The organism is Kitasatospora cheerisanensis KCTC 2395, assembly GCF_000696185.1.
Lineage (GTDB): Bacteria > Actinomycetota > Actinomycetes > Streptomycetales > Streptomycetaceae > Kitasatospora > Kitasatospora cheerisanensis.
In genome coordinates, this window is sequence record NZ_KK853997.1 from 4,501,327 (window position 1) to 4,517,262 (window position 15,936).

Genomic DNA, 15,936 nt, shown 5'->3' on the forward strand with positions numbered 1-15,936 from the left:
ATACTCGGTATGCAAGACGTTCCGCTGTTCCGAGGGGGAGCCATGACCGGATCGACCGCGCACGCCGTGCTGCGCCTGGAAGGAGTCGCCCGGGTGCACGGCCGGGGCGAGGCCGAGGTGCACGCCCTGCACCCGATCGACCTGGAGGTGCGCGCCGGGGAGTTCCTGGCCGTGATGGGGCCGTCGGGCTCCGGGAAGTCCACGCTGCTCGCGCTGGCCGGCGGCCTGGACCGCCCCAGCGCCGGCCGGGTGCTGGTCGAGGGCACGCCGCTGGAGGGCCTGAGCCGGGCCCGGCTGGCCGACGTGCGCCGCCGCTCGGTCGGCTACGTGTTCCAGTCGTACAACCTGATCCCGTCGCTGACGGCGGCGGAGAACATCGCGCTGCCGAGGGAACTGGACGGAGTCTCCGCCCGCACCGCCCGCGCCGAGGCGCTCGCCGCACTGGAGGAGCTGGGCATCCGTCAGCTCGCCGACCGCTTCCCGGAGGACATGTCCGGCGGCCAGCAGCAGCGGGTCGCGATCGGCCGGGCGCTGGCCGGCGAGCGCCGCCTGGTGCTCGCCGACGAGCCGACCGGCGCCCTCGACTCGGCCACCGGCGAAGCCGTCCTTCAGGTGCTGCGCGCCCGCTGCGACGCCGGCGCCGCCGCCATGATGGTGACCCACGACGCGACCCACGCGGCCTGGGCGGACCGGGTGGTCTTCCTGCACGACGGCCGGATCGTCGACCGGGCGGCCCAGCACGCGGGAGCGGCCCGATGAGCGCCTGGCGGGCGGTGCTGCGGATCGCACGCCGCGACGCCTGGCGGGCCAAGGGCCGCAGCGCGCTGGTGGTCGCGATGATCGCGCTGCCGGTGCTCGGCGCGACCGGCGTCGACGTGGTGCACCGCAGCGGCCAGCTCACCGCCGCCGAGCGCTCCGACCGGCTGATGGGCCGCGCCGACGCACTGATCGGCGCCTACGACCCGGGCCGGACGATCGAGCAGGCCGTGTTCCCGGCCGACGGCGTCCGCACCCTGCCGCAGCGCCCCGACGCGCGGACGCCCGAGCAGCAGCGCGCCGCCGCGACCGAACCGACCGCGCTGCTCGGCGAGCTGCTCCCGCCGGGAAGCACCCTGGTGCCGGCCCGCACCGGCCCGGTCGCCGCCGTGCAGACCCGCGACGGCCTGGCCCCCGTCGACACCTTCGAGGCCGACCTGACCGGCGGACTGTGGCAGGGCCGGCTGGACCTGGTCTCCGGCCGGGCCCCGCCGCCGCCCACGAGGCCGCCGCCACCCGGGCGTTCCTGGACGCCACCGGCCTGCGGGTCGGCGACCGGGTCACCGTCCGCGGCCTGGAGTCCGCCCCGTTCACGCTGACCGGCACGGTGGAGCACCCCGGCGACCTGAACAGGTCCGAACTGGTCGCCCGCCCCGGCGAGTTGTACCAGCAGCTGGACGCGGCGCAGGTCGTCGCCGGGCTCGCCCCGCAGACCCCGAGCGCCGAGCAGGCCGCCGCCAGGAAGGCCGCCTGGCTGGTCCGGCTGCCCGCCGGGGCGAGCCTCGGCTGGGAGCAGGTCCGCGAACTCAACCGCCACGGCTACACCCTGGCGAGCCGTCAGGTCGCGGCCCACCCGCCGGCCGACGCGATGGCCCGGCAGGAGGCCGTCGGCTCGGCCGACGCCCGCGAACGCCGGCTGATGACCGTCGCCACCACCGCCGCGATGGCGCTGCTGGAGGTCGCCCTGCTGGCCGGTCCGGCGTTCGCCGTCGGCGCCCGCCGGGCCCGCCGCCAGCTCGCGCTGCTCGGCGCGGTCGGCGGCCGTCCCGGGCACGTCCGGGCCGTGGTGCTCGGCGGCGGCCTGGTGCTCGGCGCGGCGGGCGCGGCCCTCGGCGCGGCGCTCGGCGCCGGGCTGGTCGCCGTGCTGCGCACCCCGATCGAGGAGTGGGGCGGCAGCCGGTTCGGGCAGCTCACGCTCCGCCCGTCCGACCTGGCGGCGATCCTCGCGGTCGGCGTGGTCACCGCGCTGCTGGCGGCGCTGCTGCCCGCCCTGCAGGCCGGCCGCCGCGAGGTGCTCGACGGCCTGACGGACCGTGACCCGGTGCGCCGGTCCGGCCGCTGGACGCCGCTGCTCGGCCTGGCCGCCGTGCTGGCCGGTGCCGCCCTCGCGCTGTACGGGGCAGTGCTCGCCCCGACCGGCGGGATGCCGGTGCTCGCCGGACTGTCCACCCGCACCCTGTCGGTGCTGACCGGCGCGACCCTCGCCGAACTCGGCCTGCTGCTGTTCACCCCGGCGCTGCTGGCCCTGCTCGGCCGGCTCGCCCGCCTGCTGCCGGTCGGCCCGCGCCTCGCGCTGCGCGACGCCGCCCGGCACCGCTCCCGCACCGGCCCGCGGTCGCCGCGGTGCTCGCCGCCGTCGCCGGAGCCGTCGCGGTCGGCGTGCACACCGCCGGCGCCGAGGCCCAGGACCGCGCCGCCTACCGGCTGGAACAGCCCGTCGGCGCCGTCCGGATCACCCTGCACGGCGACGCCGGCACCCTGCCGCAACTGCGCACCGCCGTCCTCCAGGACCTCCCCGACCTCGGCGAACGCGCCGACCTGTACGAGGCGCAGTACGTGTTCTGCGAGGGCTGCCTGGGCGTGGTGTACGCCGAGGGCGGGCAGCGCTACGGCGAGGCCGTCGCCCACCCGGCCGTGGTCGGCGAGGCCCCGGTGCTGCGCAACCTGCTGGCGCTGCGCGACCGCACCGCCGAGGCGGCGCTGCTCGACGGGAAGGCCGTGGTCACCGACCCGTCCTACCTGCACGACGGCAAGGCGGTGCTGCGGATGCAGGGCAACGGCCAGGAGGTGCGGAAGGTCGCCGTCGACGCCGTCCTGGTCGAGCGCCCCGCCGGGCAGCGCTACGCGCCGCTGGTGGTCGCGCCCGAGACGATCCGCCGGCTCGGCCTGCAGGTCGCGCCGACCGGGGCGATCTGGCTGTCCACCGGGCCCGTCCCCGACAAGGCCGAGCAGCGGGCCGCCGCCACCGTCGCCCGGCTCGCCCCGCACTCCGAGTTCGGGGTGGAGCGCGGCTACCGGCCGCAGGACAGCGTGGTGCGGGTCGCCCTCAGCGGCTTCGCCGCCCTGGTGGTGCTCGGCGCGGCCGTGGTCTCCACCGCGCTGGCCGCCGCCGACGCCCGCCGCGAACGCGCCCTGCTCGCCGCGATCGGCGCCCGCCCCGGACCCGGCGCACCGTCTCCGGGCTGCAGGCCGCCCTGATCGCCCTGCTCGGCGCCGTCCTCGGCACGATCAGCGGCTTCGTTCCCGCGTACGCCCTGCTGCGCTCCCGGGTGGCCGGGGAGATCGGCGCGCCGCCGGTGCTGAACCCCGGCGACGTGCCGTGGGGGACGGTCGTGCTGCTCGCGGTGGCGCTGCCGCTGCTGGCCGGACTGCTCGGCGCGCTGCGCCGGGACGACCTGGCCGGCTGGCGCGGGCAGGCCTGACGACCGGAACCCGACGGCGCGGTCCCGAGGGTGCGGTCCCGACGGAGCGGTCCCGACGGCGCGGGATGGCGCGGATAGGACGGTCGGCGATATATGTAGTCGTATGACTGAACGCGCCATGCAGGAACCCACCCTGCTGCTGCTCACCGCCCTCGCGGACGCCCCCCGGCACGGATACGCGCTCATCCAGGAAGTCGACGCGATCTCCGGGGGGCGGGTGAAGCTGCGCACCGGCACCCTGTACGGCGCCCTCGACCGGCTGCTCCAGCAGGGCCTGATCGAGGTCGCCGCCGAGGAGATCGTCGACGGCCGGGCCCGCCGCACCTACGCCCTCACCGGCTCCGGCCGGGACGTCCTGGCCACCGAGGCCGAACGGCTGCGCACCGTCGCCGCCGAGGCGCAGCGCCGCCTCGGCGGCGCGGTCCGTCCCCGGGGGGCCACCGCATGAGCGTCGCCCTGCCGCCGGGCGCCGGCCGCGCGGGCGTCGCCCTGCGCACCGCGCTCGCGCTCTACCCCGCCTGCTACCGCCGCGACCGGGGCGCCGAACTCGCCGAGGTGTTCGCGGACAGCACCGCCGGCTCCGGCCGGCTCGCCACCGCCCGCGAGGCGCTCGACCTCGCCGCGTACGGCCTGCGGCTGCGCACCGGCCTCACCGACACCGCGATCGGCGGCCGCCTGCTGGTCGCCGCCGCCCCGCTGCTGGCCGGCACCCTGCTGGGCGTCGGCGTGTTCCCCGGCACCGGCGACTGGCGGGCCTTCCGGGTCACCGACGCCGCCCGCGCCGGGACGGACGTGTCCGGGAGCCTGCTGGTCGAGAACCTCGCCGTGCTCGGCCTCGTCGTCGTCCCGCTGCTGCTGGCCGTCGCCGCCGCCCTCGGCGCCTGGCGCGCCGCCCGGTCGCTCGGCGCGGTCGTCGCGCTGCTCGGCGTCGCCCGGATCTGGTACGCCGCGTTCCACCAGCCGTCCGGCGGGGAGTGGAGCGGCTGGTTCTTCGGCTACGAGGTCACCGCCCTGGTGCCCCACCTGCTGGGCGGCCTGCTGCTGGCCGTCGCCCCGACCGGCCCGGTCGACTCCCGCGGCCGGGCCGACCGCCTGCTGGTGCTGGCCGGCGCGGCCACCGGATTCGCCGTCACCCGCGCCCAGGGCGGCTACGACACCCGCAACCTGATGGACGGCTGGTGGCCGGTCGCCCTGCTGCTCCTCCCGCTGCTGCTGGTGCTGTTCGCCGCCCGCGACCGGCTGCTGCCCGCCGCGCTCGGTCTCGCCGTGCTGCCGCTGACCGCCGCGTTCAGCCTGTTCTCGCTCTGGGAGCAGGTCGGCGGCATCTGGCGGCTCGCCCCCGGGGTGGCCGTCGTCGCCCTGGTCCTGGTGCCGGCCGCGCGGCTGCTCGGCCGTCCGACCCGGCGTCGGTTCACGTCCCGGGCGGGCTGACCGGACGCACGAACGGGACGCCGGCGGGCGAACGGGACACCAGTGGGGCGCGAACGGAGGAGGGCGCGGGGCCGAACGGCCGAGGGGGGTCGCTCGGGGCGGACCGATGTGGCAGGCTATCGGATATGTCTAGACCAATGTTCGAAGTGATCGCGCTGACCGCCCAGGACGCGAGGGCCGCCGAGTCGGGCGGAGCGGACCGCCTCGAACTGGTCACCGACATGGCCGCCGACGGGCTCACCCCCGGCGTCCGGGACTTCGCCGGGATCCGCGCCGCCGTCTCGCTGCCGCTGCGGGTCATGCTCCGCATCCGCGACGGCTTCACCCCCGGCGACCTCGACGAGCTGCTCGCCCGGGCCGCCGCGCTGCGCGCCGAGGGCGCCGAGGAGTTCGTCTTCGGCTTCCTCACCCCCGACGGCGCGATCGACCTCGACGCGACCCGCGCCGTCGCCGACGCCGTCGCCGGCTGCCGCTGGACCTTCCACCGGGCCATCGACCACAGCGCCGACCGCTCCGAGGTCCGCGCCGCCGTCGCGGACCTGCCCGGGCTCGACACCTTCCTCACCTCCGGCGCCGCGGCCGGCATCGACGCCGGGCAGGAAGTCCTGCTCGGCGAACTCGCCAAGTCCGGCGAACCCGGCTACCGCCAGCGGATCCTGGTCGGCGGCGGCCTCCGCGCCGAACACGTCCCGGACCTCCGCGCCGCCGGCTTCGACGCCTTCCACATCGGCGGCGCGGCCCGCGAGGGCGGCTGGGCCGGGGCGGTCGACGCGGCGAAGGTCGCGCAGTGGCGCGAGCTCATCGGAACGTAGCAGCGAAGGCCCGGCCCGCCTGCCCCTGCGTCAGCCCAACTCCTCCGGCAGCGGCTCGGTGTGAAGCACCGTCAGCCCGGAGACGGCTCGGGTCAGGGAGACGTAGAGGCGGCGCAGGCCGGTGCGGCGGTCGGGTTCGCCGGTGACGATCGCGGCGGGTTCGTCGAGGACCACGTAGTCGTACTCGAGGCCCTTGGCGAGCGAGGCGGGGACCAGCGTCAGCCGGGCGTCGGCGGTGGTCTCGGTGCCGGGTTCGAGGTGCGGGAGCCCGGCGGCGGCGAGCGCCTCCGCGAGGACCGGGATCCGGGCGTCGGCCGCGATCAGGCCGACCGAGCCCTCGTGGCGGAGGGCGTCGCGGCAGGCGGCGAGGACGGCCCCGTCGCGGCCGTCCGGGACGTGACGGACGGTCAGCGAGCCGGGGGTGTCGCGGACGGAGGTCGCGGGGGCCAGGCCGGGGGCGATCGTGGGGAGCAGCCGGGACGCGTAGGCGATCACCTCGCCGGGGACGCGGAAGCCCTGGGTGAGCTCCTCGATGTGCGCGCCGTCCTTGCCGAGGTGGTGCAGCGCCTCCTGCCAGCTGCCGGTGGCCCACGGGGTGGTGCCCTGGGCGAGGTCGCCGAGGACGGTCGCGGAGCCGGTGGTGCAGCGGCGGCCGACGGCGCGGTACTGCATGGGGGAGAGGTCCTGGGCCTCGTCGACGACCACGTGGCCGAGCGACGGGGTGCGGTGCACCAGGTCGGCGGTCTCGTCGATCAGCACGGCGTCGGCGGCGGACCACGGCGCGGTGCGGGCGGAGCGCGGCGCCTTGGCCCACCGGATGGCGGCCTGCTCCTCGGCGTCCAGGACGCCGTCCGCGGCGGCGGCCAGGAACTCGGCGTCGGTCAGCAGGCGGTGCACCAGCTTGACCGGGTCGACGGCCGGCCAGCAGGCCTTGACCACGGCCTTCACGGCGGCGTTCCGGGCCACCGCGTCCTGCACCCGGTCGTCGGGGCCTCGCCGCCGTGCTCCATCTTCACCAGCACGGCGTGCGCGATCCGCTGCGGGAGGGCCTCGGCGGCGGCCCCGTAGCGGATCTCGCGGGCCATCAACTCGCGGACGATCTCCTCGAGTTCGTACGCGGGCACGCGCCAGCGGCGGGAGCCGCGGACCACCACGCAGGGCTCGGTCGGCAGCGTGATGCCGGCCCGGACGGCGTTGCGCAGCACCCGGGCCATCCGGGCGTCGCCCTTGATCCGGGCGGCTTCGGCGGAGTCGGCGCCGCGGACCTCGACGTGGCCGACGAGCTCCTGCACGGTGGCCTGGGCGACGTCCAGCTCGCCGAGGGCGGGCAGCACCTGCTCGATGTACTGGAGGAAGGACCGGTTCGGGCCGACCACCAGGGTGCCGGTGCGGGCGAGCCGCTCGCGGTGCGCGTACAGCAGGTAGGCGACACGGTGCAGGCCGACGGCGGTCTTCCCGGTGCCGGGGGCGCCCTGCACGCAGACGGTGCCGGAGATGTCGGCGCGGACGATCTCGTCCTGCTCGGGCTGGATGGTGGCGACGATGTCGCGCATCGGGCCGACGCGGGGCTTCTCGATCTCCGCGGCGAGCAGCGCCGAGCGCGTGTCGCCCTCGTCCGGGTCGGACAGGTTCTCGTCCTCGTAGGCCGTCAACTCGCCGCCGGTGTAGCCGAAGCGGCGGCGCTTGGCGACGTCCATCGGGTCCTTGCGGCTGGCCCGGTAGAACGGCTGGGAGACCGGGGCGCGCCAGTCGATCACCATCGGGTCGCCGTCGGCGTCGTGGACGTGCCGGCGGCCGATGTAGAACTGCTCGCCGCCGCTGCCCTCGGAGTCGGCCTCGCTGATCGCGTGCAGGTAGTCCAGGCGGCCGAAGAACAGCGGGGTGTGCGCCAGGTCGGCGAGCGCCTTGATGCGCTCGTCGATCTGCTTCTGCAGCACCAGCGCGGACACCCAGGTGCCGGTGACGTCGCGCAGGTCGAGCGCCTCGACGTCCTCCCGCATCGCCGTCAGGGCGGCCCGGGACGCGGCCAGGTGGGAACGTTCGCGGCCGAGCGGATCGGCGTCGGCGGCGAGCGTGTCGGTGGAAGTGGGGGAGTGCACGGCGGACCTTCCCGGCCGCCCGGCATCCACGGGCGGCGGACTCGTCTTGGCTCACGGTGAAGGACACCGGCCGGTTTCCGAGCGGCCGGTACCTCCCACGGCTGCCGACGCGGCACCACGGTTCGGGAGGGGCAGACGGACGATCCTAGACCCGCGACCGCGCGGGTGCGAATCGTTTTCCCCTACCCCGGTCCCGGGGATCACCCCCGGAACGGAGTAGGGGTCGGTACGCCTCCAGGACGACCGGGCGCCCGCCAGGTACGGCCTTTCGGGCGATGCCCGCGGCAGGTCGGCGGACCTACCGTGGACCCATGACGACCGAACGAATGAACCCGCAGGTCAACGGCGCGCACAGCAGCTCCGCGCGCCGCCGCAACCCGGTGGCCAACGCCGTCCGCAACGTCGGCATCGTGCTCGACACCGCCGCGCGCGTGCTCTTCCTGGGCCGCGACGGCGTCAAGATGTAGCCGCCGCCTACAGGTCGTCCGCGTCGACGATCCGGTAGGCGTAGCCCTGCTCGGCCAGGAAGCGCTGGCGGTGCGCCGCGAAGTCCTGGTCGACGGTGTCCCGGGCGACCACCGAGTAGAAGTGCGCCGCGTGCCCGTCCGCCTTCGGCCGCAGCACCCGGCCCAGGCGCTGCGCCTCCTCCTGGCGGGAGCCGAAGGTCCCCGACACCTGGATGGCCACGGTGGCCTCCGGCAGGTCGATCGAGAAGTTCGCGACCTTGGAGACCACCAGCACGCTGATCTCCTTCGTCCGGAACGCGTCGAACAGCTTCTCGCGCTGCGCGTTCGTGGTCTCGCCCTTGATCACCGGGGCGTTCAGCGCCTCGCCCAACTCGTCCAGCTGGTCGATGTACTGGCCGATGACCAGGGTCTGGTCGCCCTTGTGCTTCTCCACCAGCCGCTCCACCACCCGGCGCTTGGTCGCCGTGGTGGAGCAGAACCGGTACTTCTCCTCCGGCTCGGCGGTGGCGTACATCAGCCGCTCCGAGTCGGACAGCGTCACCCGCACCTCGCAGCAGTCGGCGGGCGCGATGTAGCCCTGCGCCTCGATCTCCTTCCACGGGGCGTCGAAGCGCTTCGGGCCGATCAGCGAGAACACGTCGCCCTCCCGGCCGTCCTCGCGCACCAGCGTCGCGGTCAGGCCGAGCCGGCGGCGGGCCTGCAGGTCGGCGGTGAACTTGAACACCGGCGCGGGCAGCAGGTGCACCTCGTCGTACACCACCAGGCCCCAGTTGCGGGCGTCGAACAGCTCCAGGTGCGGGTACACGCCCTTCCGCTTGGTGGTCATCACCTGGTAGGTGGCGATGGTCACCGGGCGGATCTCCTTGCGGGTGCCGCTGTACTCGCCGATCTCGTCCTCGGTCAGCGAGGTCCGCTTGACCAGCTCGTGCTTCCACTGCCGCGCCGAGACGGTGTTGGTCACCAGGATCAGCGTGGTCGCCTTGGCCTCCGCCATCGCCGCCGCGCCCACCAGCGTCTTGCCGGCGCCGCACGGCAGCACCACGACGCCGGAGCCGCCGTGCCAGAAGCCGTCCACCGCGTGCCGCTGGTACGGGCGCAGCTCCCAGCCGTCCTCCTCCAGGTGGATCGGGTGCGACTCGCCGTCCACGTACCCGGCGTGGTCCTCGGCCGGCCAGCCCAGCTTCAGCAGCACCTGCTTGATCTGCCCGCGCTCCGACGGGTGCACCACCACGGTGTCCGGGTCCACCCGGGCCCCGACCAGCGGCGCGATCTTCTTCGACCGCAGCACCTCCTCCAGCACCGGCCGGTCGGTGGTCGACAGCACCAGCCCGTGCACCGGGTGCTTCTGCAACTGCAGCCGCCCGTACCGGGCCATGGTGTCCGCGACGTCGACCAGCAGCGCGTGCGGCACCGGGTACCGCGAGTACGTCACCAGCGCGTCGACCACCTGCTCGGCGTCGTGCCCCGCCGCGCGGGCGTTCCACAGGCCCAGCGGCGTCACCCGGTAGGTGTGGATGTGCTCCGGCGCCCGCTCCAGCTCGGCGAACGGCGCGATCACCCGCCGGCACTCCGCCGCCTGCGGATGGTCGATCTCCAACAGCAGCGTCTTGTCGCTCTGCACGATCAGCGGTCCGTTCACGCCTGTGCATCCCCTTCCGCGCGGGCCAAACCTCCAGTGTGCCGCATCGGCGGGCCGACGGCGGACGGCCGCCGCAGCGCATCCCGGAGGAGGCTGCGACGGCCGTCGCCGAAGGCCGGTGCTACCGCGCCGCGCGGGCGCCCCCGGACCGGTTGCGCAGCAGCAGCCTGCGCCCGGGGTTCTCGACGTAGGTGTGCAGCAGCCAGGCCGCGCTCAGCGAGATCGTGAAGGCGGCGCCGGCCACCAGCAGGCCGGTCGGCCAGGGGTCCTTCGGGTGCGAGCGGTACAGGTGCTCGCCGGTGCGGATGACCAGGATGTGCACCATGTAGAAGGCGAAGGAGATCTCGCCCAGCTTCACGCTGATCCGCCCGCGCCACGGCGAGGGCTCGTCCCGCAGGTCGGCCACCGCGGCGGCCGCGATCAGCGAGGCGAAACCGACCACCGTGCAGGCCGCGTAGCGGTACGGGAAGTCCGCCTGCGAGGCCATGAAGTAGCCGAACATGGTCAGGCCGAACGCCACGGTCAGCCCGGGGCCGCGCCACCGGTTCTCCCGGACGAGCTCGGCCAGCACGATGCCGAGCAGGAACTCCGGCACCCGGGCGAGCGGGAAGTAGTAGATCGCCCAGTCCGCGTGCATCGGCTCCGCGAAGCGGTCGACCAGCGTCGGCATCGCCACCACCAGGGCCAGCGAAACGGCGCCGATGGCCACGCTGCCGCGCCAGCCGGTGGCCCGCAGCGGCCGGATGATCAGCGGGAACAGGAAGTAGAAGAACGCCTCGCAGGCGAGCGACCAGCTGACCGGGTTCGCGCTCTGGTAGAAGCTCCCGTCGTGGACCCACGACTGCACCAGGAACAGGTTCGCCAGCAGCTGCCGCCGCTCCGGGATCGTCCCCGCGGCGAGGAAGTACGCCATCGCCAGCGCGATCAGCGCCGTCGCGAGGTGCAGCGGGTAGACCCGCGCCAGGCGGCGCCGCCAGAACCGGACCACGCCGCGGCTGCCCGGCGGCGTCGACCAGGCCAGCACGAAGCCGGAGAGGATGAAGAAGAACGACACCCCGGTGTTGCCGACGCCGAACGCGTAGCCCAGCATGCCGCCGGTCCGCCCGCCGAAGTACTCGACGATGCACACGTGGAACAGGAAGACCATGAGTGCGGCGGTCCACCGCAGGCCCGTCAGCGAGGGCAGCGAGACCGGCCGGGCGGTCTTGGCAGAGCCCCCCGCCGAGGCCTGCTGCGGCAGCGGAGCGCCGTGCGACTCAGGGGCCGGGCCTGTTATGCGATCTGTCGTTGACACGCTGCAAGATAGCACGCGCCCGACCGCGCTCCGGGTAGGCCGGGCACCCGGATCGGGCGCCGAAATAGGCGGCCGGGCGGCCCAGTTGGCAGCCGGACCCGCCGTCACGCGCGGGCCTGCCGGAGGTCAGCCCAGGAAGAAGTTGTGGCCGACGTCCGGCGGGATCTTCTCCTGGTACGGGGTCGAGTCAGGGCCGGGCAGGTGGGTGCCGGGGACCGGCTCGGTGCCGGTGTGCCGGAGCAGGGTGACGCCGTCCTGGTCGAAGAGCTCCTGGTAGCCGTGGGCCAGCAGGAACGCGCGGTACGCGGCCTGGTCCGGGTCGCGCTGGAACGGGAAGGCGCGCTGGGTGTAACGGAGGATCACGTACTCCTGGCCGCGCGGCGTGCCGTCGGCCAGCATCACCCGCGTGCGGTTGGTCAGGCGCGGCGCGACCTGGTTGTCGGCCTCCACCGTCGCCCCGTCCGGGATCAGCTCCGCCGCCCGGGCCAGCGCCGCCGTCGGCGCCTTCGGCTGCCACTCGTACGGCACGGCCAGGTGGTACAGGCCGAGCCCCGCCGCGGCGGCCAGCGACAGCACGGCGGCGGTGGCGCCCAGGCGGCGGGCCCGCCGGCGCCGGCCGCCCGCCCACAGCACGCCCAGGGCCTCGATCGCGGCGGTGACCAGGATCGGCCACAGGAACGCGTCGTAGTGCCGGGCGATCGACCAGTGGTTCGGATTGTCGGACAGGATCCGCTCCGCCAGCAGCGGCAGCGCCACCAGCGAGGTCGCCGAACGGAACGGCAGCGCGGCCGTGGTGAGCACCAGCCAGCCGAGCAGGATCGGCTTCAACGGGCTGGAGAACGCCGACTCCACCAGCAGCCACGGATCGCCCAGCACGTTCCGCAGCGCCTCGCCGCCGTCCGCGCCCAGCTGCGTGTAGTTCCAGTAGTAGCCGGGCACCCCGCCCATCGCCGGTATCAGGTAGCCGATCTCCACCGCGCTGGCCAGCGGACCGCCCGCCAGCAGCAACCAGCCGAACACCTTCGCCCGGCGGTCCGGACCGCCGCGCTCCCGCCACAGCACCACCGCGCCGAACGCGCCGACCGCGAGCCCCAGGTCCTCCTTGGTCGCGCACAGCAGCAGCGCCGCCAGCGCCGCCGCCCCCAGCGCCGCGCCCCGCCCGCTCGAACAGCAGCAGGAACAGCGGAACGGCGAACCCCACCTCGTGGAACCCGCCGCGCGAGGAGATCAGCAGCGGCCAGCCCAGCCCGTACACCAGTGCCGCGACGTCCAGCACCCGCGTCCGGACCCGCGCGTCGGCGCCCGCGAACGCCCGGCTCGCGATCCGGCGCACCAGCGGGACACCCGCCGCGAACAGCGCCGCCTGGCCCACCAGCAGCATCCGCGGGTCGTCCCACACCCAGTACAGCGGGGCGAGCAGCGCCAGCACCGGCGAGAAGTGGTCGCCCAGCAGCGAGAAGCCCGGCGGGAACTCGTGGTGCACGCTCTTCAGCGTCGACACCGGCAGCCTGAAGTGCGCGTAGCCGCGCACCCCCTGGTCGAAGATGCCCAGGTCGAACCCGCCCAGCTGGAGCGACGTCCACTGCTGCAGGCCCAGCGCCAGACACGCCGCGAAGCTCAGCAGGGTCAGCAGGACGGTACGGCGCCGACGGGTGAGCCGGACCCCGGACGCGCGGTCCGTCGCCCGGACGACCGGCGTCTGCACAGCGGGGGAAGTGGTCACGGATTCGGTCCTGTCGGGGGCCGACAAGGGCCCGGTCCGGCGGTCGTTCCGCAGTCTAACCGCCGCCCCGGGCCCCCTCCGGCGGAACGGCAAGCGGAACCCGGGCCCCCGCAGCAGTGACCCCGGGGCCGCCGGCTCGTTGGGCAGGCCATGACCATGCGCAACCGATTCCTGGCCGGCCTCGCGCTGTCCGGCGCCGCCCTTGCCACCACCCTCGGGGCGGCCCCCGCCCACGCGAGCGAGGGCCCCGCCCTCGACCAGGTCGCCGACATCGGCCAGCCCGGCGGCCTCATCGGCACCCTCGCCTTCACCGGCACCGGCCTCCTCACCGGCGTCGAACCGAAGATCCCGGACCCGAAGACGATCGTCGAAGAGGCGAAGAAGCAGAAGGCGGACGAGGAAGCCAAGCAGCACGCCGCGGGCAAGTAGCGGGGGCGAAGGCCGGGAGCCGGCCCGCCGGCCTACTAGTCCCTAGTCGTCGACCTCGGCCACGCCCGTGATGCGGTGCAGGGCGAAGGTGCGGACCTCGTCGGAGAGGTGGTCGTAGGCGGTGACGAAGCCGCCCTCGACCTTCACCGGGTCGATGACGCGCTGCGAGGACAGGCCCTCCGCGTTGATGTAGCCGATCCACATGCGCTCGCCGAGCAGGACGGCGGTCTGCAGCGAGGCGAGCGTGTCGGCGGCGGCGGTGCGCGGAACGGCCGCGCCCGCCGGGCCGGCGACGGCCTCCTTGCGGGGCGCGGTCGCGGCCCGGTCGCCGGCCCGGATGGCGCGGACGGCGGCGGTGAGCAGGGTGTCGTCGGGCCGGGCCGGCCCGTCCGGGACGGGGGTGGGGGCGGTGCGCGGCGGGGTGCGGCGGGCATCGGGGCGGGTGATCACGACATCGCCCTCGGCGGACTCCGCGGCGGGCGCGTATCCCATCGTGCGGAGCACGGTGAGCAGGATGTCCGGCGGGGCCTGCGCGGCGAGCACGGTCGGCGCGAGCAGCCGCAGCCGCAGCTCGGCGGCGCGCCGGTCGGCGAGGACCTCGCCGAGCAGCCGGGGGTCGTCGCAGCGCAGGTAGGAGCTCGCGGCGCCGACGCGCAGGATGCCGTGCCGGCGGGCGACGTCGTCGATCAGGTAGGCGAGCGGCTGCGGGACGGGCGTGCGGGAGTGCTGGGCGAGGAACCCTTGCAGGTCGACGGCGGTGCGGCCGGCGTCCAGGGCGCGGCGGACCGAGTCGGGGGTGAAGCGGTAGACGGTCGCGCCGCCCTTGGACTCGATGTCGGCGCAGAGGGCGAGGGCCTGTGCGAGCGGGGTGAGCAGCGGGCCGGGCGCGATCGCGGTGAGGTCGGGCTGCAGGATGACGTGGTCGAGGGGTTCGGGCAGCAGCGGGGCGAGGACGGGCGTCGGGTCGGCGCCGTCGAGCAGGGCGCGGGCGGGGGCGGCGAGCGCGCCGCGGCCGGTGACGCCGAGCAGTTCGGCCTCGTGCAGGGTCCACTCGGTGAGCCGGTCGCGCAGCTCGTGGCCGTCGGGCCCGGTGGGGCCGCCGCGCAGCGGGCGGTGCCAGCGCAGCGCGGGCAGCAGGGCGTCCGCGCCGGCGGCGGTGCCGGCGGGCAGCTCGGCGAGCCGGGTGAGGGCGGCGCGGCGGACGGACGGGGCCAGGGTGCGGTCGAGTTCCGGCCCGAGGGCGGCGCGCGGCCGGCCCTTGCCGTCGGGGGTGCCGGTGAGCCGGCCGACTCGGGTGGCGGCGAGCCAGGCGCGGGCGAGCAGCGTCCAGCGGTCGGCGGTGTCCTGCTGCCGCCACTGGTCGTACGCGGGGGTCGGCGCCCACACTTCGTCGATCTCGCCGTCGGGGGCGACCAGCCCCGCGGTGTACGCGAGTTCGAGCCAGAACGCGGCGTCGGCCTCGGAGCTCTCCAGCAGCGCGGCGGCGCGCTTGAGGTCGCGGACGCCGAGGCCGCCGGCCCGCAGGGTGGGCGGCGGGGTGACGCCCCAGGCCTCCAGCAGCTCTTCGAGGACGCGGACGGCGGTGGCGGCCTGCCCGGCGGCGGTGCGGTCTACCACGGCCGGGTCGCGTCCGACGACGGGTTCCACGGCGGGCGGGGCGGGCTCGACGGTGCGGTGGGTGCGGCCGCCGCGCAGGTGCAGGGCGAGTTCGCGGGGCAGCACCACCGAGGTCGGGCTGGACGGCAGCAGCAGGCCGCGGGCCAGCAGCCACTCGACGGGGCTGTGCGCGTCCGCGGCGGTCACCTGCCGGGCGGCGTCCGGGACGGTGCCGGTCGGCGGCCCCCAGACCAGGCGCTCCAGCAGGCCGGCGGCGGCGGGCGGGGCCTGGTCGAGCAGCGCGGCCAGCCGCTTGCGGTCGCCGAGCAGCGCGGTGAGCGCGGCGACGGCGGTGACCGGGTCGGGGGTGGGCGGCAGCCCGGCGCCGGCCAGCAGCTGCTGGAGGCGGGCGGGCGACATGCCGACGGTGGCCTCGGCCAGGGTCGGGCCGAGGCCGGTGCGGCCGGGGTTGAGCGCGCTGGGGGCGAGCGCCTCGCGGACGGCGAGGACCAGGCGCAGCGCCGAGTCCGGCCCCCAGACCAGGGCCTGTTCGCGCAGCCGGGCGAGCGCGGCCGGGAGCGCGGCGGTGACGGCGGCCCGGTCGACCGGGTCGGCGCCGGGGTGCGGCTTGACCCGGGCGGGCCCGGCCAGCAGGTTGCGGACCACGGTGTCGGACGCGCCCTCGGGCGCGGCGGCCAGCGCCTCGGCGGTCTGCAGCGTGAAGCGGTCCAGCCGTTCCAGGGCACGCAGCACGGACGCCCGGCCGGAGAGCCGGGCGGACAGCTGGGTGAGGTCGGTGGGCACCGGGTTCAGCAGGTCGGGGCGGGCCCGGAGCAGCGCGGCGACAGCCTCGTCCTCCCGGCCGCGGAGTTCCTCGGCCAGCGTCCGGGGGCGCCTGTGCGGGTGGCGCGCGGCGCGCTCTGCGGTGCGGTCATCCGCTCCAGATTAGTCAACACCCCGGCCGAGGCCCAGAACGGTGGGCGAACTC

Annotated in this window: 13 protein-coding genes and 3 pseudogenes; 10 read left to right on the plus strand and 6 right to left on the minus strand. The window is 75.7% G+C overall.

Translation table 11 applies throughout. The features are described 5' to 3' along the window. The first annotated feature begins 42 nt into the window (after positions 1-42). The 8 genes and pseudogenes from KCH_RS20580 to KCH_RS20610 all read left to right on the plus strand — a co-directional run bounded on the left by KCH_RS20580 (position 43) and on the right by KCH_RS20610 (position 5,701). Complete coding sequence (locus KCH_RS20580) at positions 43-759, plus strand: ABC transporter ATP-binding protein (protein WP_035864982.1); 717 nt, start codon at positions 43-45, stop codon at positions 757-759. Then, positions 756-1,355 carry a hypothetical protein gene (locus tag KCH_RS20585; RefSeq protein ID WP_035864984.1) on the plus strand — a complete coding sequence of 200 codons (600 nt, stop codon included), beginning with the start codon at positions 756-758 and terminating at the stop codon, positions 1,353-1,355. Before KCH_RS20580 ends, KCH_RS20585 begins: the two co-directional genes overlap by 4 nt. Before the next feature lie 344 nt (positions 1,356-1,699). Continuing rightward, positions 1,700-2,035 (plus strand): annotated as a pseudogene (locus KCH_RS47255) (FtsX-like permease family protein); the annotation flags it as partial. A 344-nt stretch (positions 2,036-2,379) separates the two neighbouring features. Continuing rightward, positions 2,380-3,234, plus strand: a complete 855-nt coding sequence (locus KCH_RS20595) for a hypothetical protein (RefSeq protein WP_035864988.1) — start codon at positions 2,380-2,382, stop codon at positions 3,232-3,234. A gap of 71 nt (positions 3,235-3,305) precedes the next feature. Beyond that, the gene (locus KCH_RS41535; RefSeq protein ID WP_157032133.1) at positions 3,306-3,458 is read left to right on the plus strand and encodes a hypothetical protein; all 153 of its coding nucleotides are present in this window, start codon (positions 3,306-3,308) and stop codon (positions 3,456-3,458) included. A gap of 103 nt (positions 3,459-3,561) precedes the next feature. Further along, positions 3,562-3,906: a PadR family transcriptional regulator gene (locus KCH_RS20600; RefSeq protein ID WP_035864990.1), complete on the plus strand. Its 345-nt coding sequence runs from the start codon at positions 3,562-3,564 to the stop codon at positions 3,904-3,906. Beyond that, a complete protein-coding gene (locus tag KCH_RS37610) occupies positions 3,903-4,889 on the plus strand; it encodes a hypothetical protein (RefSeq protein ID WP_051653272.1) in 987 nt (328 codons plus the stop codon). The genes KCH_RS20600 and KCH_RS37610 overlap by 4 nt, the downstream gene beginning before the upstream one ends. Before the next feature lie 125 nt (positions 4,890-5,014). Continuing rightward, the gene (locus tag KCH_RS20610; protein WP_035864993.1) at positions 5,015-5,701 is read left to right on the plus strand and encodes a copper homeostasis protein CutC; all 687 of its coding nucleotides are present in this window, start codon (positions 5,015-5,017) and stop codon (positions 5,699-5,701) included. Positions 5,702-5,731: 30 nt separating this feature from the next. Here the strand turns inward: KCH_RS20610 and KCH_RS20615 are convergent. Continuing rightward, positions 5,732-7,800 (minus strand): annotated as a pseudogene (locus tag KCH_RS20615) (HelD family protein). A gap of 311 nt (positions 7,801-8,111) precedes the next feature. Here KCH_RS20615 and KCH_RS41540 point away from each other — a divergent pair. Beyond that, on the plus strand, positions 8,112-8,267 hold the full coding sequence (locus KCH_RS41540) for a hypothetical protein (protein ID WP_157032134.1): 156 nt from the start codon (positions 8,112-8,114) through the stop codon (positions 8,265-8,267). Positions 8,268-8,274: 7 nt separating this feature from the next. On the opposite strand, the gene KCH_RS20620 is transcribed toward KCH_RS41540, so the two are convergent. The 4 genes and pseudogenes from KCH_RS20620 to KCH_RS46670 form a co-directional block, all read right to left on the minus strand. After that, a complete protein-coding gene (locus KCH_RS20620) occupies positions 8,275-9,906 on the minus strand; it encodes a DNA repair helicase XPB (RefSeq protein WP_035864995.1) in 1,632 nt (543 codons plus the stop codon). Between the two features lie 121 nt (positions 9,907-10,027). Next, entirely contained in the window at positions 10,028-11,215 is a 1,188-nt protein-coding gene (locus KCH_RS20625; protein ID WP_063750170.1) for an acyltransferase family protein, read from the minus strand. 111 nt (positions 11,216-11,326) lie between these two features. Further along, positions 11,327-12,346, minus strand: a complete 1,020-nt coding sequence (locus KCH_RS20630; protein ID WP_341865485.1) for a DUF2079 domain-containing protein — start codon at positions 12,344-12,346, stop codon at positions 11,327-11,329. 79 nt (positions 12,347-12,425) lie between these two features. Next, a pseudogene (locus KCH_RS46670) lies at positions 12,426-13,157 on the minus strand (DUF2079 domain-containing protein); the annotation flags it as partial. On the opposite strand from KCH_RS46670, the gene KCH_RS20635 reads away from it, so the two are divergent. Next, the gene (locus KCH_RS20635) at positions 13,080-13,352 is read left to right on the plus strand and encodes a hypothetical protein (protein ID WP_157032135.1); all 273 of its coding nucleotides are present in this window, start codon (positions 13,080-13,082) and stop codon (positions 13,350-13,352) included. The pseudogene KCH_RS46670 and the gene KCH_RS20635 overlap by 78 nt on opposite strands. A 42-nt stretch (positions 13,353-13,394) precedes the next feature. Here the strand turns inward: KCH_RS20635 and KCH_RS20640 are convergent, their stop codons facing one another. Further along, positions 13,395-15,830, minus strand: coding sequence for a helicase C-terminal domain-containing protein (locus KCH_RS20640; RefSeq protein WP_035864999.1), 2,436 nt, complete (start codon positions 15,828-15,830; stop codon positions 13,395-13,397). Between the last annotated feature and the right edge of the window lie 106 nt (positions 15,831-15,936).